Origin of the sequence: Streptomyces sp. NPDC052114 (assembly GCF_040680155.1) — a bacterium.
GTDB lineage: Bacteria > Actinomycetota > Actinomycetes > Streptomycetales > Streptomycetaceae > Streptomyces.
In genome coordinates this window covers 32,795-53,906 of record NZ_JBFAWC010000005.1, presented here as the reverse complement: position 1 = coordinate 53,906, position 21,112 = coordinate 32,795, and the positions used below count along the sequence as shown (strand labels likewise).

The 21,112-nt window shown below is 72.4% G+C and carries 12 protein-coding genes; 3 read left to right on the top strand and 9 right to left on the bottom strand.

Features of this window, described 5'->3' with window-relative positions; translation table 11 throughout:
• Positions 1-3: 3 nt before the first annotated feature.
• The 8 genes from AB0L89_RS12500 to AB0L89_RS12465 all read right to left on the bottom strand — a co-directional run bounded on the left by AB0L89_RS12500 (position 4) and on the right by AB0L89_RS12465 (position 12,502).
• Positions 4-1,554, bottom strand: a complete 1,551-nt coding sequence (locus tag AB0L89_RS12500; RefSeq protein WP_365138703.1) for an alpha/beta hydrolase — start codon at positions 1,552-1,554, stop codon at positions 4-6.
• Positions 1,555-1,619: 65 nt separating this feature from the next.
• Positions 1,620-3,176: an alpha/beta hydrolase gene (locus AB0L89_RS12495; RefSeq protein ID WP_365138700.1), complete on the bottom strand. Its 1,557-nt coding sequence runs from the start codon at positions 3,174-3,176 to the stop codon at positions 1,620-1,622.
• Positions 3,177-3,268: 92 nt separating this feature from the next.
• On the bottom strand, positions 3,269-4,699 hold the full coding sequence (hemG, locus tag AB0L89_RS12490; protein ID WP_365138697.1) for a protoporphyrinogen oxidase: 1,431 nt from the start codon (positions 4,697-4,699) through the stop codon (positions 3,269-3,271).
• On the bottom strand, positions 4,696-5,943 hold the full coding sequence (locus tag AB0L89_RS12485; RefSeq protein ID WP_365138694.1) for a TIGR04053 family radical SAM/SPASM domain-containing protein: 1,248 nt from the start codon (positions 5,941-5,943) through the stop codon (positions 4,696-4,698). Before AB0L89_RS12485 ends, hemG begins: the two co-directional genes overlap by 4 nt.
• The gene (gene narI / locus AB0L89_RS12480) at positions 5,940-6,662 is read right to left on the bottom strand and encodes a respiratory nitrate reductase subunit gamma (protein ID WP_365138691.1); all 723 of its coding nucleotides are present in this window, start codon (positions 6,660-6,662) and stop codon (positions 5,940-5,942) included. Before narI ends, AB0L89_RS12485 begins: the two co-directional genes overlap by 4 nt.
• Positions 6,662-7,288, bottom strand: coding sequence for a nitrate reductase molybdenum cofactor assembly chaperone (gene narJ, locus AB0L89_RS12475; protein ID WP_365138688.1), 627 nt, complete (start codon positions 7,286-7,288; stop codon positions 6,662-6,664). Before narJ ends, narI begins: the two co-directional genes overlap by 1 nt.
• A complete protein-coding gene (narH, locus tag AB0L89_RS12470; RefSeq protein ID WP_365138685.1) occupies positions 7,285-8,817 on the bottom strand; it encodes a nitrate reductase subunit beta in 1,533 nt (510 codons plus the stop codon). Before narH ends, narJ begins: the two co-directional genes overlap by 4 nt.
• A gap of 4 nt (positions 8,818-8,821) precedes the next feature.
• A complete protein-coding gene (locus tag AB0L89_RS12465; RefSeq protein ID WP_365138682.1) occupies positions 8,822-12,502 on the bottom strand; it encodes a nitrate reductase subunit alpha in 3,681 nt (1,226 codons plus the stop codon).
• A 158-nt stretch (positions 12,503-12,660) separates the two neighbouring features.
• Between AB0L89_RS12465 and AB0L89_RS12460 the strand changes: the two genes are divergently transcribed.
• Positions 12,661-13,428 (top strand): YwiC-like family protein, encoded by a 768-nt coding sequence (locus tag AB0L89_RS12460; RefSeq protein ID WP_365138679.1) that lies wholly within the window; start codon positions 12,661-12,663, stop codon positions 13,426-13,428.
• Between the two features lie 103 nt (positions 13,429-13,531).
• Here AB0L89_RS12460 and AB0L89_RS12455 read toward each other — a convergent pair whose 3' ends face one another.
• Positions 13,532-16,450, bottom strand: a complete 2,919-nt coding sequence (locus AB0L89_RS12455; RefSeq protein ID WP_365138676.1) for a lysylphosphatidylglycerol synthase transmembrane domain-containing protein — start codon at positions 16,448-16,450, stop codon at positions 13,532-13,534.
• A gap of 215 nt (positions 16,451-16,665) precedes the next feature.
• On the opposite strand from AB0L89_RS12455, the gene AB0L89_RS12450 reads away from it, so the two are divergent.
• Together AB0L89_RS12450 and AB0L89_RS12445 are read left to right on the top strand one after the other, a co-directional pair.
• Entirely contained in the window at positions 16,666-17,070 is a 405-nt protein-coding gene (locus tag AB0L89_RS12450; protein WP_365139772.1) for an MGMT family protein, read from the top strand.
• Positions 17,071-17,378: 308 nt separating this feature from the next.
• Complete coding sequence (locus AB0L89_RS12445) at positions 17,379-21,041, top strand: UvrD-helicase domain-containing protein (protein WP_365138673.1); 3,663 nt, start codon at positions 17,379-17,381, stop codon at positions 21,039-21,041.
• Positions 21,042-21,112: the final 71 nt, after the last annotated feature.

The following is a 21,112-nucleotide window of genomic DNA, read 5'->3' as shown; positions in this document are numbered from 1 at the left end:
GCCTCAGGACGCGCAGACCTTGCCGTCCTTTGGGACCTTCCCGTCCAGCAGGTAGTCGTTGATCGTGCCGTCGACGCAGGAGCTGCCGTTGCCGTACGCGCCGTGGCCCTCGCCCTTCCACGTCAGGTGGACGCCGACGTCCTTGCCGAGCTCGTCCGCCATCTTGCGGGCGCCCTCGTAGGGGGTCGCGGGGTCGCCGGTGTTGCCGACGACCAGGATCGGGGCGGCGCCCGGCGCGCTCACCTCGGGGGAGTCGTGCAGCCCGGCCACCGGCCAGTCGTGGCACCAGCCCGCCGTGTCCCAGCCCAGGAACTCGCCGAAGACCGGCGATATCTTCCGGAAGCGGTCCATGTTCTTCTTCGCCGTCTCCGGAGTGGGCCGCCCCTTGGCGTCCAGGCAGGAGATCGCCCGCTGCGCGTGGCTCTGCGTGCTGTAGTGCCCCGAGGGGTCGCGTTCGTTGTAGGCGTCGGCGAGCTGGAGCAGCGAGGAGCCGTCGCCCCGCTCGGCCTCGTCCAGGGCGCGGGCGAGCGTGGGCCAGGACTGCTTGCTGTAGAGCGTGACCAGGATGCCGGTGCTCGCCAGGGACTCGGTCAGCTTCCGGTCGCCCGAGGTCCGCATCGGCTCGGCGTCCAGCTTCTTCAGCAGCTTCGCGACCTTCGCGGTGCCCTCATCGGGGGCCACGCCGCGGGAGGTGAAGTAGTTGTCGAGGGCGCGCTGGAAGCCCCGCGCCTGGTTCTCCGCGTGGCCGACCGAGTCGGCGGTCGGGTCGACGACCGCGTCGAACGTGAGGCGGCCGACGCGCTCGGGGAACAAGTGGGCGTACGTCCCGCCCAGTTCGGTGCCGTACGAGACGCCGAAGTAGTGCAGCTTCTCGTCGCCGAGGACCTGGCGCAGGAGGTCCATGTCACGGGCGGCCTCGGCCGTCGAGATGTGCCCGATGAGCTTCTTCGCGCCCTTCGCGCAGCCCGCGCCGAAGTCCGCGGCGTCCTCGAAGTACGCCTTCTCCTCGGCCGGGGTGTCCGGGGTGAGGTCGACGCGCTGCTCGGCGGCCTGCGTCGCCTTGTCGTCGCGGCAGCGCACGCCCTGGCTGCCCGCGACCCCGCGCGGGTCGAAGCTCACCAGGTCGTACCGCTCGCGCAGCTTGGCGTACGAGTCGCCGAAGGCGGGGAGTCCGGAGACGCCCGAGCCGCCGGGCCCGCCGAAGTTGAAGACGAGGGAGCCGATGCGGTCGCCCTTGCCGGTGCTCTTGGCGCGTATCAGGGAGATCCCGATCGTCTCGCCGTCCGGCTTCGCGTGGTCCAGCGGCACCCTGAGCGTCGAGCACTGCCACTGGCCGCCCGGCGCGGTGCCGCCCTCGGGGGCCTTGCAGCGGGCCCAGTCCAGCTTCTGGGCGGCGAGGCCCTTGCCGCCCTTGCCGGCGCCCCGCCCGTCCCCGCCGCCGGAGCCGCCCTTGTCGTCGCCCCCGTCGTCGGACGAGCCGCCGCAGCCGACGGCCAGGCCCGCCACCAGGACTCCTGCGGCGGCCAGGGCCGCGGACCGTACGAAACGCTGCATGAAGACGCTTCCCCCCTCGGAAGACAGTCAGGCCATAGTAGGCGGGGGCACCGACAGCGGAGTGATCAGCCGCAGACCGTCCCGGCCTTCGGGACCGTGCCCTTGAGCAGGTAGTCGTCCACGTTCTGCCGCACGCACCGGTTCTTGCTGTCGTACGCCCCGTGCCCCTGGCCCTTGTACGTCAGCTCGACGCCGACGCCCTTGCCGAGCGCCTGTGCCATCTTGCGGGCGCCCTCGTAGGGGGTCGCCGGGTCGCCGGTGTTGCCGATGACGACGATGGGCGGGGCGCCCTCGGCGGCGACGTCGGGGTGGTCCGCCTGGCCCTCGACCGCCCAGTCGGTGCAGCCGACCATGCCCCACGCCAGATAGTCGCCGAACAGCGGCGAGGCCTCGCGGAAACCGGGGAGCTTCTCCTCGACATAGTCGGTGGTGTAACGCGCCTTGTCGTCGGCGCAGTTGATGGAGATGTTGGCGGCCTGCATGTTGCTGTACTCGCCGTTCTCGCCGCGCCCGTTCATCGAGTCGGAGAGCAGCATCAGGATCTTGCCGTCGCCCTCGTACGCCTCTTCGAGCCCCTGGGTGAGGTAGGGCCAGAAGTCCTGGGAGTACAGGGACTGCGCGATGCCGTTGGTGGCGGCGGTCTGGGTGAGCTTCCGGGGCGGCAGGCCGGTGATCGGCTTGGCGTCCAGGTCCTCCAGGAACTTCGCGATCCGGTCCTTGACGTCCTGCTCCGTGTCGCCGACGGGGCACTCCTCCGTCTTGGACGCGCAGTCCTTGGCGAAGTTGTCGAGCGCGAGCTGGAAGCCCTTGGCCTGGCCGAGGGAGCCCTCCTCGGCGGTCTGGGTGGGGTCGACGACCGCGTCGAAGACGGCTCGGCCCACCTTCTTGGGGAACAAGTGTGCGTATACGCCACCGAGTTCCGTGCCGTACGAGATGCCGAAGTAGTGCAGCTTGTCGTCGCCGAGCACCTGGCGCATCAGGTCCATGTCGCGGGCCGCGTCGGTGGTCCGCACGTGCGGCAGGGTCGTGCCGGAGTTCTTCTCGCAGGCACCGTTGAACGCCTTCACGTTCTCGACGAGCTTCTCCTTCTCGGCGTCGTCGTCGGGCGTGGAGTCCTGCTGGAAGTACGTGTCCAGCTCTTCGTCGTCCTCGCACTCGATGCCCGCGCTGCGGCCGACGCCCCGCGGGTCGAAGCTCACCAGGTCGTAGCGGGTGCGCAGCTTCGCGTAGTCCTCCCCGAAGGCGGGCAGCGTGGTGACGCCCGAGCCGCCGGGGCCGCCGAAGTTGAAGATCAGCGAGCCGATGCGGTCGTCCTCGTCGCCGCTCGCCGCGGCCTTGATCAGCGCGACGTCGATCGTGTCGCCCTTCGGCTTCGTCCAGTCGAGGGGCGCCTTCATCGTGGCGCACTGCCACTCGGCGCCGCCGGGCAGCGGGGAGGGGGCGCCGCCGCCTCCCTCGGCGGCCGACGGCGCCGGGCACTCCTCCCAGGAGAGCTTCTGGGCCGTCAGGTCCGCGTCCTTGCCGGACTTGGTGTCGTTGTCGCCGCACGCTGCGAGGGCGGCGGCGAGCAGGACGGCGGTGGCGGCCGCGACAGTGGTGCGCGACGGGGACTTTTTGGGCATGTCCCCATCCTGCGCGGGGTCCTGACGGAGCGCTCGGGGCGCGGTCCGTGCGGGTGAGAGCACGGCCGCGCGGGCCGGTGCCCCGGCCCGGGTCAGCCCTCGCCGACCTGCCGGGCTGCGGCCGTCCCCGTCGCCACGCACGCGGCGACGCCCACGCCCTCGTACGCCGCCCCGCACAGCGCGAGCCCCGGCAGCTTGCCGACGGCCTCGCGGACGCGGGCCACCCGGTCGACGTGCCCCACGCCGTACTGCGGAAGGCCCCGCTCCCAGCGGGTGACCCGCGCGGCGACGGGCTCGCCGATCGAGCCCACGGCCCGGTGCAGCTCGTCGACCGAGGACCGGATCAGATGGCGGTCGGGGACGGCGAGCAGCTGCTCCTCGGCGACCCGGCCGATCGAGGTGCGCAGCAGGAAGAGGCCGGGTGCGGACTCGCTCTGCCAGTGCCACTTGTTGGTGAGGAAGGTGGCGGCCTTGATGGTGCGCCCTTCGACGGCCGGCACCAGGAAGCCGTTGCCCTCGGGGAGTGCCCGCACGCGTGCGTGCCCGTGCGGTGCCGCCTGGGCGGGTGCCTTCGTCCGCGGGAACGCCATCGTCACCACGGCGGTGCTCGCGTGCTGGATCGCCCCGAGGTCGGCGTCGGCGAGCGGCGCGTGCGGGCGCAGCAGCTCCGCCGCCTCGTACGCGGGCACGGCGAGGATCACCGCGTCGGCCTCCAGGAGCAGCGGGCCGTCGCCGGTCACCGCGAGCACCCGCCACCGTCCGGAGACGGTGCGCTGCAGCTCCCGCGCGCGTGTGCCGGTGAGCACGCGCGCGCCGGCGGCCTCGGCGACGGCGAGCGGGAGCCGCCCGGCGCCGCCGCGCAGGCCCTGGACGGGGACGACGCGCGGGGCACCCGCGCGCGGGGCGGCGCCCGGGGACGTACGCATCCGGCGCAGCGCTTCGAGCAGCGGCTCGCCGCGTTCGGCGACGGCCGCCACGCGCGGCAGCGCGGCCCGCAGCGAGAGCCGGTCGGGGCGGCCCGCGTAGACCCCGCCGAGCAGTGGTTCCACGAGCCGGTCCACGGCCTCCTGGCCGAGCCGCCCGGCGAGGTACTCGGCCACGGACACGTCGTCGGCCTGCGCCTCGACGGGCAGCGCCTCCTCGTGGCGCAGCCGGGCCACGCCCTCCTCGGAGAGCAGTCCGGTGCCGGTCAGCGCGTCGGGGTCGGTCGGGATGCCCATGACGTGGCCCGGCGGCAGCGGGCGCAGCGCGCCGTTCGACCACAGGGTGGTCGGCGCCGGGGCCGGGTCGCACAGGTCGTCCCCGAGCCCCACCTCCTCGGCCAGGCGCACGGCCTCGGGGCGCAGCGCCATCAGCGACTCGGCGCCCTCGTCGACGGGGACGCCCGCCAGGGTGCCGGTGCGCAGCTTGCCGCCGATCCGCGGGGCGCCTTCGAGGACGGTCACCTCCGCGTCGCCGCGCAGCCGCCAGGCGGCCGTCAGACCGCTGATGCCGCCGCCGACGACGATCACTGAACGCGTCATGCCGTGCTTCCTTCTGTGCGGGTCGTTTCTGTGGGGACCGCTTCCGGGTGGGGGGCCGTGCGGGGCGTCGTCTCCGCGAGCAGTTCCCGCAACTCGTCCTGGTACGGGAAGCTCCCGGGCTCGTACGCGCACCAGGGGTCGGCGGCGAGCACCCGCCCCGTCGCCCCGTACGCGCGCGAACGGGAGCCGCCGCACACGGTGTTGAACTCGCAGCGCCCGCACGCGCCGCCGAGCAGTGCGGGCTCGCGCAGCGTGGTGAACAGCGCGGAGCCGCGGTAGATGTCGACGAGCGGATGGTGCTTCACGTTGCCCGCCGACAGCGGCAGGAAGCCGCTGGGGTGGACCTCGCCGGTGTGCGACACGAAGACGAAGCCGCGCCCGGAGCCGACGTCCATGGGTGGCCTGCGCACCGCGCGCCGCTCCCCGTCGTGGAGACCGAGCGCACGCGCGCGTGCCGTCAGACGCCCGTACAGGGGGCCGAGGTCGGGCCGCTCGCCGTGCCGCTCCAGGAGGGTCCGCTGGAGCGCGACACGGCGGAAGTGGTGGCCCTCCGTGGTCTTGGTGGCGAGCACCGCGCCGGTGTCGTACAGGAAGTGCAGGACGTCCTCGACCTCGTCGGCGGTGAGCGCGGAGAGCTGTTCGCCGCGGCCCGTCGGCACCAGCACGAAGCCGCTCCACAGCATCGCGCCCTCGCGTCGCACCAGCGCCGCGATGTCCGCGAGGTCCTCCAGGCTGTCGCGGGTGACGGTGGTGTTGACCTGCACCTTCAGGCCGAGCTCACGGGCCGTGCGCCAGCCGTCGAGGGTCCACTCGAAGACCCCGGGCACGCCCCGGAACGCGTCGTGCCGCTCGGCCGTGGAGCCGTCGAGGCTCAGCGAGAGGGCGACGGCGCCCGCGTCGCGCACCGCCGTCAGGTTCGCCCGGTCCAGCGTCGGCGTGCCGGAGGGGGAGACCGCGACCCGCAGCCCGAGCCCGGTTCCGTAGGCGATGAGGTCGGTGAGGTCGGGGCGCTGGAAGGGGTCGCCGCCCGTGATGACGAAGAGCGGGCTCGGCCTCCCGAAGGCCGCGATCTGGTCCATCAGCCGGCGGGCGTCCGCGCCGTCCAGCTCGTGGGGGTCCCGCACGGGCTGCGCCTCGGCCCGGCAGTGCAGACAGGCCAGCGGGCACGCGCGCGTGGTCTCCCAGATGACGATGAAGGGGCGCTCGGCGACGTCGTGCCGGGGGCGCCGCACGACCCGGCTCACGACACCCGCTCCCAGCCGCGCTTCGGGTCCCTGTTCGCGAGCTGCTTCGGGTCCCGGCGCCGGTAGACCACGTACGGCCTGAAGAGGTACGCGAAGGGGGCGCTGAAGATGTGCGCGAGCCGCGAGAAGGGGATCAGCGCGAACAGCGCGAAACCGAAGACGACGTGCAGCTTGAAGGCGAGCGGTGCCGCGCCCATCAGGTGGTAGTCGGGCCGGAGGGTGAACAGGCTCCGGAACCAGACGGAGATGCCCTCGCGGTAGTTGTAGTCGACCGCTCCGGAGGAGTTGAGCACGGTCGCGACCAGGCCGAGCAGCATCGCGCCGAGCAGCACCGTGTACATCAGGTGGTCGCTGCGGAGGGTGGCCTTGCGGACGGCGGGGACGGTGAGGCGCCGGTAGACGAGGATGCCGATGCCGACGGCCGCGGCTACTCCCGCGACGGCGCCCGTGGAGACGGCCATCAGGTGGTACGTGTGGTCGCTGACGCCCACCGCGTCGGTCCAGCTGTCCGGGATCAGGAGTCCCACGACATGGCCGAGCACCACGAACGCCATGCCGAAGTGGAAGAGCGGCGAGCCGATGCGCAGCAGACGCGACTCCCGCAGCTGCGAGGAGTGCGTGGTCCAGCCGAACCGGTCGTAGCGGGCCCGCCAGCACAGGCCGGCGATCAGGAGGGTGACGGCGACGTAGGGCATGACGCCCCACAGGAGGAGGTCCATTACGCCGGGGTCCTTTCCGGGGCGGCGGGGACGGTGGGCCAGGGGAGGTCCACTCCGGGGCCGAAGGGTTCGAGTCCGACGCTCTCGCGGGGCGGCCCGTTGCGGGCGAGCGCCTTCGCCTCGGCGCGCGTCTTCGGAGAGGGACCCGGGAGCGTCCCGCAGACCGCTTCGAGCACGCGCGCGTAGGGGCTGCCCAGATCGGTGACGGCGAGCCGCAGCAGTTCGAGTCCGGCCCGGTGCTCCTCCAGGAGGGCGGTGCCCGCGGCCTCCTCACGGGCGGCGAACTCCAGGAGCACCGGCAGGAAGTCGGGCAGTTCCTCGGAGTCGAACTCCAGGCCGTGCTCGCGGTACACCTGCTTGACGCGCACCAGGGAGAGGCCGCGGTTGCGGGTGTCGCCGTCCGACCACCAGGTGAGGTAGAGGCAGCGGCGGTTGCGGGTGTCGAAGACGTCCGTGTAGTGCGCGGCGAGATCCAGGGGGCGGTGCACGCGCGCGTGGGCGACGAATTCGCGCAGCCGCGGATGGCCGGCCGCCTCGTCGAGGCGGTCGAGGTCCGCGTACAGCCGCTCGTCGGGGTACTGCAGGAGCCGCCCGGCGACCAGGCGTACGACAGCTTCGGGGGTCATGCGCTCTTCCTCCGGCCGATGTTGAGGAGCGGCTTGGAGTCGTACGTCTCGTATCCGACGGGACAGCCGGACTGCCGGGGGTCGTCCAGCGGGTGACTCCCGGAGAGGGCGTCCGCGTCCGCGCGCGCGGCCGTGGGGATCACGTACCGGTCCTCGTACTTGGCGACGGCGAGGAGGCGGAACATGTCCTGGAGCTCCTGCCCGGTCAGCCCGACCGCCCGCGCGATCGACTCGTCGGGCTCCTGGCCGAGGTTGATGCCCCGCATGTAGGAGCGCATCGCGGCCATCCGGCGCAGCACCGCGTCGACCGCGAACACGTCCCCCGCGGTGAGCAGTTCGGCGAGGTACTCGACGGGGATGCGCAGCGCGTCGATGGCTCCGAAGAGGTTGCCCGCGTCCTCCCCGTCACGGCCCGCCGCGGCGACCGCCTCGACCACCGGGGACAGCGGCGGCACGTACCAGACCATCGGCATCGTGCGGTACTCCGGATGGAGCGGCAGGGCCACCTGGTAGGTGCGGATCAGGTCGAAGACGGGGGAGCGGCGGGCCGCGTCGAGCCACTCCTCGGTGATGCCGCAGGCGCGCGCGGCGGCCGCGACGGCCGGGTCGCGCGGATCGAGGAAGGCCTCCAACTGCGCAGGGTAGAGATCGTGTTCGTCCTCCACGGAGGCCGCATCGGTGACCTTGTCGGCGTCGTAGAGCATCACGCCGAGATAGCGCATGCGTCCCACGCAGGTCTCCGAGCAGATCGTCGGCATCCCCGCCTCCACGCGCGGGAAGCAGAAGGTGCACTTCTCCGCCTTGCCGGTGCCGTGGTTGAAGTAGACCTTCTTGTAGGGGCAGCCGGTCACGCACATCCGCCAGCCGCGGCACTGGTCCTGGTCGACGAGGACGATGCCGTCCTCCTCGCGCTTGTACATCGCTCCGGAGGGACACGACGAGACGCACGCGGGGTTGAGGCAGTGCTCGCAGATCCGCGGCAGATAGAACATGAAGCTCTGCTCGAACTCGAAGCGGATCTTCTCGCCGACCTCGTCGCGGACCTTCTCCACCAGGGGGTCCCTGGGGCCGTGCTCCGGGGCGCCGCCGAGGTTGTCGTCCCAGTTCGGGCCCCACTCGATCGTGCCGATGGGCTCGCCCGTGATCTGCGAGACGGGCTTGGCGACCGGCATGTCGTCCCCGGCCGGGGCGTCGGTGAGGTTGCGGTACTCGTACGTCCAGGGCTGGTAGTAGTCCGAGAGCTCCGGCAGCTCGGGGTTGGCGAAGATCTGCCCGAGCCGCTTGAGGCGCCCTCCGGCCCGCAGCCGGAGCCGGCCGGACCTGGTGCGCTCCCAGCCGCCCTTCCACCGCTCCTGGTCCTCCCAGCGGCGCGGATAGCCCTGTCCGGGAAGCGTCTCGACGTTGTTGAACCAGACGTACTCGGTGCCCTTGCGGTTCGTCCACGCCTGCTTGCAGGTGACCGAACAGGTGTGGCAGCCGATGCACTTGTCGAGGTTCATGACCATGGCTACTTGGGCCATCACGCGCATGGGATCAGTACTCCACGGTCTGCGAGCGGCGACGGATGACCGTCACCTCGTCGCGCTGGTTGCCGGTCGGGCCGAGATAGTTGAACGCCCACGTCAACTGGGCGTAGCCGCCCACGAGATGGGTGGGCTTGAGCATGATCCGGGTCAGGGAGTTGTGGATGCCGCCGCGCCGCCCCGTCTTCTCGGTCTTCGGGACGCCGACGGTCCGCTCCTGGGCGTGGTTCATGTAGACCGTCCCCGGGGGCATCTTGTGGGACACGATCGCGCGGGCCGTGATCACGCCGTTGCGGTTGACGGCCTCGATCCACTCGTTGTCCGCGACCCCGATGGCCTCGGCGTCCTGCGGGGACATCCACACGGTCTGTCCGCCGCGGCCGAGCGTCATCATGTAGAGGTTGTCCTGGTACTGGGAGTGGATCGCCCACTTGTTGTGCGGGGTCAGGAACCGCACGGCCACTTCCTTGGCACCCGTCGTGCCGCCCTCGGTCCGGGAACCCAACTCGGGCTCTCCGTAGAGGCGGTGCATGTTCAGCGGCGGCTTGTAGACGGGCAGTGCCTCGCCGACCTCGTGGATCCAGTCGTGGTCGATGAAGAAGTGCTGGCGCCCGGTGAGCGTGTGCCAGGGCTTGAGGTGCTCGGTGTTGACGGTGAACGCGGTGTAGCGGCGCCCGCCGGACTCGCTGCCCGACCACTCCGGAGACGTGATGACCGGCACCGGACGGGCCTGGGTGTCCGCGAACGTGATCCGCTTGCCCTCGGCCTCCGCCGCCAGATGCGCCAGCTCCGTGCCGACGCGCTTCTCCAGCATCTCGAAGCCCTGCGTGGCCAGACGGCCGTTGGAGGTCCCGGAGAGCGACAGGATCGCCTCACAGGCCCGCTGGGCGGTGTCCAGGCGGGGCCTGCCGTCGGCGACGCCGCCGCGCACCCTGCCGTTCTTCTCCTTCAGGTACGCGACCTCCTCGGCGACGTCGAAGGTGACCGCCTTCGTGGTGACGCCGAGCGTGTCGACCAGCGGGCCGAGCGCCGCGAACTTCTCGCCGACCGCTCCGTAGTCGCGCTCCACGACCGCGAGGTTGTACATGGTGCGTCCCGGGACGGGCTCGCACTCGCCCTTCGACCAGTCGAGCGCGACACCGCCGGGCTGCGCCATCTCGCCGCCGGGGGTGTCGTGCTGCAGCGCGGTGGCGACGAGATCGCGGCGCACCCCCAGGTGCTCGCCCGCCAGCTCGCTGAAGCGCCGGGCCACGGCGAGGAACGCGTCGTAGTCGGTGCGCGCCTGCCACGGCGGGTCCACGGCGGGCGTGAAGGCGTGCAGGAAGGGATGCATGTCGGTGGACGACAGGTCGTGCTTCTCGTACCAGGTCGCGGCCGGCAGGACGACGTCGGAGAGCAGCGTCGTGGACGTCATCCGGAAGTCCAGGCACAGCAGCAGGTCGAGCTTGCCCTCGACGTCCTCGGGGTGCCACTTCACGTCGCGCGGCGCACAACGCGGCCCGTCATCGGGCAGGTTGGAGTGCGTGCCGAGCAGATGCTTGAGGAAGTACTCGTTGCCCTTGGAGGACGAGCCGAGCAGGTTCGCGCGCCATACGTTGAGCACGCGCGGCCAGTTGCCGGGCGCGTCCGGGTCCTCGCCCGCGAAGCCCAGTGTGCCGTCCTTGAGCTCCGCGACGGCGCGCGCGACGGGGTCCTCGCCCTCGCCGAGCTCCAGGGGGTTGCGGTCGAACGTCGGGTAGGACGGCATCCAGCCCATGCGCGCGGACGCGGCCAGGCAGTCGGCGCCCGTCATCCCCTCGAACCGCCCGTCGCCCAGGGGCGAGGCGAGCGACTCGGCGGGCAGCGTGTCGTAACGCCACTGGTCGGTGTGCAGATAGAACCAGCCCGCGCCGATCATGTGCCGGGGCGGGCGCCCCCAGTCGGACGCGCTCGCGAGCGTCGCCCAGCCGGTCACCGGACGGCACTTCTCCTGCCCTACGTAGTGCCCCCATCCGCCTCCGTTGCGCCCCTGGCAGCCCGTGAGGGTGAGCAGCGCGAGGAACGCGCGGTAGATGGTCTCCGAGTGGAACCAGTGGTTGGTGCCGGCGCCCATGAGGATCATGCAGCGGCCCTGTGAGGCCTCCGCCGTCTCGGCGAACTCCCGTGCCACGCGCGTGGCCTGCGCCGCCGGCACGGAGGTGAGCGTCTCCTGCCAGGCGGGGGTGCCGGGCTGGGAGGCGTCTTCGTAGGAGGTGGGCCACTCGCCGGGCAGCCCCGCGCGCGGGACGCCGTACTGGGCGAGCATCAGATCGTGGACGGTGGTGACGAGCCGGTCGCCGATGCGGCGGACCGGGACGCCACGGCGTACGACACCGTTGTCGCCGTCGGCGTTCGAGGCGTCCTCGAAGCGGGGCAGGACGATCTCCGCGGTGTCCTCTCCGTAGAGGGTCAGCCGGGGCACGGTGTCGCCGAGGTCGAGGTTCCAGTCGGGCTGTTCCGAAGAGCCCCAGCGGTGGCCGAGCGTGCCGTTCGGGACCGTCGGCTCGCCCGTCGTGTCGTCGATCAGAACGGTCTTCCACTGGGCGTTCTCGGTCCCCGCGTACGCGTCCCCGAGATCGGCCGCGGTGAGGAACTTGTGCGGTACCAGGCCCTTTTCGGTCTCATGGAGCGTGACCAGGAACGGCAGATCCGTATAACGGCGCACGTAATCCCGGAAGAACGGCGTCTGCCGTTCGACGAAGAACTCCTTGAGGATCACATGGCCCATCGCGAGGGCGAGTGCGCCGTCCGTTCCGGGGTGCGGATGCATCCACTCGTCGGCGAACTTCGTGTTGTCCGCGAAGTCCGGCGAAACGGTGACGACTTTCTGCCCCCGATAACGCGCCTCCGTCATCCAGTGCGCGTCCGGAGTCCGCGTCACCGGAACATTGGAACCCCACATCATCAAATAGGCGGCGTCCCACCAGTCGCCCGATTCCGGTACGTCGGTCTGGTCGCCGAACACCTGCGGAGAGGCGACCGGAAGATCCGCGTACCAGTCGTAGAAGGACAGCATCGGGGCGCCGATGAGGGAATGGAAACGGGCGCCCGCGGCGTGCGACGCCATCGACATCGCGGGAATGGGGGAGAAGCCGGCGACCCGGTCCGGGCCGTGCTCCTTGATCGTGTGGACGTGCGCGGCCGCCACGATCTCCACGGCCTCGTCCCAACTCGCCCGCACCAGGCCGCCCTTGCCGCGCGCCCGCTGGTAGCGCCGACGGCGCTCGGGGTCGCCCTGGATGTCGGCCCAGGCGAGCACCGGGTCCTTCAGCCGGGCCTTCGCCTCCCGGTACATCTCCAGAAGGGCGCCGCGCACATGCGGATGGCGGACGCGGGTGGGCGAATACGTGTACCAGGAGAAAGAGGCGCCGCGCGGGCAGCCGCGGGGTTCGTACTCGGGGCGGTCGGGGCCCACCGACGGATAGTCCGTGGCCTGCGTCTCCCACGTGATGATGCCGTCCTTGACGTACACCTTCCAGCGGCACGAGCCGGTGCAATTCACGCCGTGCGTGGAATGCACGACCTTGTCGTGGCTCCAGCGGTCGCGGTAGAACGCCTCGCCGTCCCGGCCCCCGATGTGCTGCACGCGGTGCAGATCCTCGGATGTCTCGGCGGCACGGAAGAAACTCCCGGCCTTCACGAGCGTCTCAGCGATGTCTTTCCTCTGCTGCAACGTCACATCTCCCGGCCGTCACGAAGAAATGGAGCACGGCACGTGCTGCCTGCAACGACCCTAAGCCTGGCGGTGGTTGGGACCCCGGGGACTTAGGTCCCGTGAGGGGGTGACCTCTTTCCGGAATATTCCGGGCCCTGTGCTGAGATGCTGAACGCATGGGCAGGAAGAAGAAGGGCGCGCCGCGCTCGTGGCTGCCGAACCAGCACGGCGCGTGGGCGATGCTCGCGGTGCCCTTCACGGCGGGCGTGTTCCTCGCCGACGGGCCGGGCGCGGGTCCCCGCTGGGCCCATCTGCCGCTGCTCGTCGCATGGCTGGCCGGGTACGTCGCCGCCTTCCACGGCCAGCAGTGGCTCCGCCTGCGCCGCCTCTCGCGCAACCCCAGGGCCCCGCGCCGCCATGTGCGGCCCGCCCTGGTGTCGGCGGCGGTGTGCGCGGTCTGCGGGGTGCCGCTGCTGTTCGCGTACCCCTGGCTGCTGCTCGCGGCCTGCTGCGCCGCGCCCTTCGTCGCCGTGAACACGTACTACGCCCGGCGGAACAGGGAGCGGGCCCTCGTGAACGGCCTGGCCGCGGTGGTCCCCGCCTGCGGCATGCTCCTGGTCACGCTCTCCGTAGGGGGCGGCGCCCTCGCCGACGGCGTGCGGCCCGCCCTCGCCTGCCTGCTGTTCTTCGCGGGCACGGTGCCGTACGTGAAGACGATGATCCGCGAGCGCGACTCATGGTCCCACTACTGGGCGTCGGTGGCGTACCACGCGCTCGCCGTCCCGGTGGCGTACGCGCTCAGCCCCTGGCTCGCGGTCCTCTTCGCGGCCTATCTGGCCCGCGCGGCGCTGCTGCCGGGCAAGGGCGTCAAGGTGCCGGTGGTCGGCGCCGTGGAGGTCGTCGGAGCGGTGCTGCTTCTGGTGGCGCTCCTGGCGCTGTTCTGAGCGCGCGGCCGACTCCGGGCCCGCCCCGGGGCCTGCGGCCCCCTCCCCGCGACCGAAGGCGTCCTCTCCGGAACCGAAGGCATCCTCTCCGGAGAGGACGCCCTCAGAGCCAGCCCTTCCTGGTGAGGTGGTTGAAGAACAGCCACCCCGGAAGCACCGGAAGCCACAGCGTCAGGAGCCGGTAGAGCAGCACCGCCGGCGCCGCCACGTCCTTGGGCACGCCCACCGCGATCAGGCCGAAGGTCAGCGTCGCCTCGACCGCGCCCACACCGCCCGGTGTCGGCGCCGCCGACCCCAGCGCGTTGCCCGCGAGGAAGACCACCGCGACGCTCGCCAGGCTCAGCGACGACAGCTGGCCGTTGCCGAAGGCCCGTACCGACGCGTCCAGGCAGAGCACGAACATCAGGGTGAGCAGCAGCATGCCGCCGATGCCGGTGAGCAGCTTCTGCGGCCGTTGCAGCACGTCCAGCATGCGCGGCACGACACCCGCGAAGAGCGAGCGCACGCGCGTGACGACGAACTTCCGCAGGAACGGGATCGCGGTCACCACCAGGACGAGCACCGCGACCGACAGCAGCCCCGCGATGACCGTGCGGGACGGCGTGAAGGACGGCGTCTTCTCCGTGCCCGTCAGATAGCCGAAGACGAGCAGCAGCATGATGTGCGAGCCGAGGCCGAAGAGCTGCGAGGCGCCGACGCTCGCCACCGCGAGCCCCGAACGCACTCCCGAGCGCTGCAGGAACCGCGTGTTCAGCGCGACACCGCCGACCGCCGCGGGCGCCACGATCTTCACGAACGACCCGGCGACCTGCGCCGCCACCGCCCGCAGGAACGGCACCCGCTCCGGCACGAAGCCGAGCAGGCTCATCGCGGCGGCGAAGTAGCTCAGCGCGGAGAATCCCACCGCGGCGGCCACCCACCCCCACTGGGCCTCCTGGAAGAGCGTGCCGAACTCGACGTGCGTGAGCTGCGACAGCAGGAAGTACGCGCCGATCGCGCCGGCGATGAAGCTGATCAGCGTGCGCGGCCTGATCCGCTCCAGCTGCGCCGGCTCGACCGGCGCCGTCGGGCGGATGAGCAGTACCTGGTGGCGGATCTGGGTGAGCAGGTCCTCCTCGCGGGCCTGCTCCAGGGCGTCGTCTATGGCCTGCTTCTCGGCCTGCCGCTCCTGCTTGGCCGCCTGCTTCTCCTGCTTCTGGGCCTGCTTGCCCGCGCGCGCGTCCGTGGCGGTGTCGACGTGCGCCTGGACGCCCTCTCCCTCGACGGAGGCGGCGACGGCGTCCGCTGCCTCCGCTTCCTCTGCGCGGGCCTGCTTGGCCCTGCGGGAGGCCTCCAGGACCGCCTCGCGCTCGCGCTGCGAGCGCTCGCGGGCCAGCTTGCGCAGCGTGGCGCGGGTGGAGCGGGTGAGGGCGATCGGCTGGAGCAGCGGCAGACAGTCGGCCACCGCGTCCGGGCCGAGGATCTCGACGGCCGACGCGACCGCGCGCTCGGCGCCCACACGAAGGCCGAGCGCCGTGAGGAGCTGCGCGATGTCCATGCGCAGGACCAGGTCGCCCGCGGCGATCTCGCCGCCGCGCAGATCCGTGAGGATCACGGTGCCGGAACGATCCACCAGAATCGCGTCACCCGCGAGCCTGCGGTGCGCGATCCGGCGGGACTGCAGGGCCTTGACCTGCCGCCAGGTCTCGCACATCAGCTCGTCGGTGACGGCGTCGTCCGGGAGCGAGTCCAGGGAACGGCCGCCCATGTGCTCGTAGACGAGCATCACGGCGTCGGGGCCGAGCTCGGAGGTGGCGATCAGCTTGGGCGCGTTCGCCCCGGCCGCGATGGCCGCGTACGCGAGAAGGGCCTCCTGCTCCAGCGCCTGCCGCAGGGACTGGAGGCTGCGCCGCTGGGTGATGCCGCGCAGCGTGAGCCTGCGCCAGGCGCGGTAGAAGAAGCCCTGTGCCTGCTGCTCACGGTCGATGACCGTGACGTCCAGGGGCGGACCGTCCTCCAGCGTGACGAAGTACCTGCGTCCGCGGTCGCCGTGCTCGCTGTCGGGGGAGTCCTCGCGGGCGGCGCTCACGGGGTGGAAGCCGACGTGCCGCAGGCCCGCGAGCAGCGTCTGCCCGGTGGGCCGCACGTTCGGCGAGCCGACCGCGTAGAGCGTCCCGTACGCCACGGCCCAGCCGATCAGCACGGTCAGGATGATCGAGAACGGCGTCGTGTAGCCGGTGACGAGCATCGTGAACGCGTCGAGCAGCAGCACCACGAACAGCACCAGGCGCCAGCGTGGTCTGCGCGACATGCCGACGGCCGTCATGTACGCGATCACGGGCGCGAGATAGCCGTGCACCGGATCGGTGAACGCGTGGACGTCGGCGGGGGACGGCTTGGTGAGCGCGTCCTGGATGGAACCGGGGGCGGCCTTGGCGACCCAGAGGTCGGTGGCCAGCGTCACGCCGTGCGCGAGGACGGCGGCCAGGACGCCGTCGGCGATGCGCAGCCCGTCCCGTTTGATCAGCCGTTCGATGGCGAACGCGACGGGGACGAGCAGCACGCCGATGCTGGCGACCAGCCCTGCCACCTTGATCAGCAGGTCGGGCGCCTGGTCCGTGCCCTTGTCGATGTCCTGTTCGAGCCCGGACGTGGTGCCGTGCGCGAACGCGGCGATCGCCAGGAGCACGGCGATGGCGAGGATGCCGACGAGCAGGCGCATGAGGTCGGACGGGCGGTGCACGCGCGCGGAGAGGAGCGGTTCGTCGCGCTCCACGCGGTCCGTGTGCGCGTCGTCGCCCTCGGCGCAGCCGTCGTGCGCGGCGGTCCCCTCGTGCTCGGCGTCGTGCTCGGCGGTCCCGTCGTGTGCGGCAGGGCCGTCCGCCCGCTCGGCAGGGCCGTCCGCCCGCTCCGACTGCTCGGTCTTCTCGGTCTTCAGGGCGCGCTCACCGGTGTCCAGGTGCGACTCGGACGCAGAGGTGCCCGCCTTGTCATCGGGATGCACGCCCTGCCGCTCCGTCGTCTCTTCTTGATCTCGTATCACCAGTCACCGCCCGCACGATGGTGGCACGTCCCGCCCTCAGAGGGGGGCATCAGGGGGCAACGCAAGGCTGCGAAGTGGTCACGAAACGACACTTTGCGCCCCCTCGTCCGCCCTTCCGCCCGCCCCGGGGCACGCTCCGTGCCGGGCCGGACACGGTGTCGGTGGCGTGCGGCAGGATGGACCGGATGAGCGAGGCGAGCCGACAGGAGAGCCGGATGGGACAGGTGCCGCCCGACCCCGCGGAGCAGGCGCTGCCGGAGTACGCGGAACGGGTCCTCGACGTCGCGGAACTGATCCCGCCTGGGCGGGTCATGACGTACGGAGACGTCGCCGAATGGCTGGAGGAGGGCGGCCCCCGACAGGTCGGACGCGTGATGGCCCTCTACGGAGGAGGCGTTCCGTGGTGGCGTGTCGTGCGCTCGGACGGCGTGCTGCTGCCGGGCCACGAACTGCGTGCCCTGGAGCAGTACCGCGCGGAGGGCACCCCGCTGCGGGAGGCCTCGCGCGCCGCCCAGGGGCATCTGCCGAAGCTCGACATGCGGCGGGCGCGCTGGGACGGCGGCGCGCTGGGCGACGCCGCGGACGGGGCTCGACCGCAGGCTCCGGAGGCTCACAACTGACAGCTTCCGGCATCCGGCGGCCCGATGGGGGACCGGTGGCCCGTACGGGGGAAGCCACGCGTCCTCCACGCCCACTGGCGTAGCGTCGACAGCACGCATCTCCCTCACCCCGCGGCCACCGCGCAGCCGCTCTTCGACCAGCACAACCACCAGGACCGGCGACCCACGTGAGTTCCCCTTCTTCCGCCCGGCACCTCCGGAACCCGTCGAACCACCAGGTACGGCAGGCGACCTCGGGTGCCTACCGGCTGGTGCGTACGCCGCGGGACCCGTCGGATCCCCCTCGCTTGGACGCAGGTCAGCGCGCGGTGGTTGACCACAAGGGGGGACCGCTGCTGGTCCTCGCCGGGCCCGGCACGGGAAAGACCACCACCTTGGTGGAGGCCGTCGCCGCGCGGGTCGCGCAGGGCGGCGACCCCGCGCGGATCCTGGTGCTCACCTTCAGCCGCAAGGCCGCGGTGGAGCTGCGCGACCGCATGGCGCTGCGCATCGGGGCGGCGCGCGCCCCGCAGGCCACCACGTTCCACTCCTTCTGCTACGCCCTCGTCCGCGCCCACCAGGACGCCGACCTGTTCGTGGAGCCCCTGCGGCTCCTGTCGGGACCCGAGCAGGACGTGGCGGTGCGCGAGCTGCTCGCGGGCCATCTCGACCTCGCCCGGGAGGGCCGCGGCCACATCCGCTGGCCGGACGAGCTGCGGGCCTGCCTCACCACCCGCGGCTTCGCCGACGAGGTGCGCGCGGTGCTCGCCCGCAGCCGTGAGCTCGGCCTCGGCCCCGAAGCCCTGGACGCCTTCGCCCACCGCATCGGCCGGCCCGACTGGGGCGCCGCGGCGGCCTTCCTCGCCGAGTACCTGGACGTGCTCGACCTCCAGGGCGTGCTCGACTACGCGGAGCTGGTTCACCGCGCCGTGCTGCTCGCGCGCCGCCCCGAGGTGGCGCGGGCGCTCGGCGCGCAGTACGACGCGGTCTTCGTCGACGAGTACCAGGACACCGACCCGGCGCAGGTGCGGCTGCTGGACGCGCTCGCGGGCGGCGGCAGGACGCTGGTCGCCTTCGGCGACCCCGACCAGTCGATCTACACCTTCCGGGGTGCCGACGTGAACGGCATCCTGGAGTTCCCGTACGCCTTCCCGCGCGCGGACGGCACCCCGGCGCGGGTCGAGGTCCTGACGACGTCCCGCAGGTCGGGCGCGGGGCTCCTCGCCGCCACCCGGCTGCTCACCGGCCGCATGCCGCTGACCAGGCTGCCCGCGGAGAAGGTGCGGGCCCACCGGGACCTGACGCCGGTCAGGGACGGCGGCCGGGTCGAGGTGTACACGTACCCGACGGCCGGCACGGAGCTCGACAACATCGCGGACATCCTGCGCCGCGCGCACCTGGAGGACGGCGTTCCCTGGGGCGACATGGCGGTCCTGGTCCGTGCGGGCGCCCGCACGATCCCCGCGGTCCGCCGCAGCCTCAGCGCGGCGGGCGTCCCCCTGGAGATCGACGGCGACGACATCGCCCTGCGCCACGAGCCCGCGGTGACGCCGCTGCTGACGGCGCTGCGGGTGGTGGCGATGGCGGTGGACGCGGAGGCGGGTGCTTCGGAGACGGCTGCTTCGGAGACGGGGCCTTCTGAGGCGGGCGTTTCCGAGGGGGGTACCTCCGGGGGGAACGCCTCTGTAGGCGATGTCTCGGAAGCCGCTGCCTCCAAAGACGACGGTGTCGACATCGAGGGAGTCGACGTCGAGGGCGCCGCTCCGGAGGGAGCTGTTGCCTCTGGCAGGGACGTGCCCGTGGTCGACGGCCGTGAAGAAGCCACCTCCGAGAAGGGGGCCGTCCTCGAAGAGGAACCTGCGCCTGGGGGTGAGGCTGCGCCCGAGGGTGAGGTCGTGCCCGGGAGCGGGGCCGTGACCGGGAGCGGGGCCGTGCCCGAGGAAGAGGCCACTGCTGAGGAAGAGCCCACTTCCGAGTCGGAGGCCACCTCCGAGGCGGAGCCCACCTCCGAGGCGGAGCCCACCTCCGAGGCGGAGCCCACTTCCGAGTCGGAGGCCACCTCCGAAGGGGAACCCACCCCCGAGCCGGAGCCCACCCCCTCCACCACCACCGCCCCCTCCTGGCTCGACACCGAGACCGCGCTCACCCTCCTCACCTCACCCTTGGCCGGGATGGACGCCGCCGACCTGCGGCGGCTCGGGCGTGCCCTGCGCGAGGAGGAACGCGCGGCGGGCAACCACCTGCCGCCGCCCTCCGACGTACTGCTGGCCCGCGCCCTCGCCGAGCCGGAGCGGCTCGTCGCCCACGACCCCACGTACGCCCGTGGCGCCCAGCGGCTCGGCGCGCTGCTGCGCAAGGCCCGTGAGCGCCTCGCGGGCGGCGGCACCGCCGAAGAGGCGCTGTGGGACCTGTGGGACGGCACGCCCTGGCCCAAGCGCCTGGAGCGCACCGCGCGGCGCGGCGGCGCGGCCGGCCGCAACGCCGACCGCGACCTCGACGCGGTGTGCGCGCTGTTCGCCGCGGCGGCCCGCGCGGAGGAGCGCACGGGCGGTCGCGGCGCCCTGAACTTCCTGGAGGAGACCGAGGCGCAGGACATCGCCGCGGACACGCTCACGCGCAGAGCGGTGCGCCCCGACGCCGTCCGCCTGATGACGGCGCACCGTTCCAAGGGCCTGGAGTGGCGCCTCGTCGTGGTCGCGGGCGTCCAGGAAGGGCTCTGGCCCGACCTGCGCCGCCGCGGCTCCCTCCTGGAGGCCGACCGCATCGGCCGCGACGGGCTCGCCGAGCCGCTCACACCCGGAGCGCTCCTCTCCGAAGAGCGCCGGTTGTTCTACGTCGCCGCCACGCGCGCGCGCGAACGCCTCGTCGTCACCGCGGTGAAGGCGCCCGCGGACGACGGCGACCAGCCCTCCCGCTTCCTCACCGAACTCGGCGTCGAGCCCAAGGACATAACGGGCCGCCCGCGCCGCCCCCTGTCCGTCGCCGCGCTCGTCGCCGAGCTGCGCGCCACCACCGTCGACCCGCGCGCCTCCGCCACCCTGCGCGAGGCCGCGGCCTCGCGCCTGGCCCGCCTCGCCGCGCTCAGTGACTCCGACGGCCGCCCCCTCGTGCCGTCCGCGCACCCGTACCGCTGGTGGGGCATGTACGAACCGACGGCGAGCGAGATCCCCCTGCGGGACCGCGACAAGCCCGTCGTGCTCTCCGGGAGCGCCCTGGACCAGCTCGCCAACACCTGCGCCCTCCAGTGGTTCCTGGGCCGCGAGGTGAAGGCCGACGCCCCGGCGACGGCCGCCCAGGGCTTCGGCAACGTGGTGCACGTGCTGGCCGACGAGGTCGCCTCCGGACGCACCCCCGCCGACCTCGCCGTCCTCATGGAGCGCCTCGACTCGGTGTGGGACGCCCTCGCCTTCGACGCCCCCTGGAAGTCGGCCCAGGAGAAGGAGCACGCGCGCGTGGCGCTCGAACGCTTCCTCCAGTGGCACGTGATGGACCGCGCGAGCCGCACCCCTCTCGCCAGCGAGCACGGCTTCGACGTCACGCTGGAGGCGGGACCCTACGAAGTACGCGTCCGGGGCTCCATGGACCGCGTCGAACAGGATGCGGAAAACCGTGCCTACGTAGTCGACTTCAAGACCGGCAAGCAGGCGCCGACCGCGGCCGAGGTGGCCCGCCACCCGCAGCTCGCCGTCTATCAGCTGGCGGTCCGCGAGGGCGCGGCCGACGAGCTCTTCGGAGGCGTACGTCCCGAACCGGGCGGCGCCGAGCTGGTGCAGCTGCGCCAGGGTGCCGCCAAGAAGAACGGCGGCGACGCCTTCCCCAAGGTGCAGGCCCAGGAGCCCCTCTCCGGAGAGTGGGTCGGCGACCTGTTGGCGACGGCCGCGGGCAAGGTCCTCGACGAACGCTTCACGCCCACCGCGGGCCAGCACTGCACGCACTGCGCCTTCCGCGCCTCCTGCAGCGCACGCCCCGAGGGCCGCCACGTCGTGGAGTGACCCGGCACCCCCACCCGTGGGGATTGTCACGTCCTGTCGCTCGGGGGCATAGCACCCCCTGGAGCAATCTA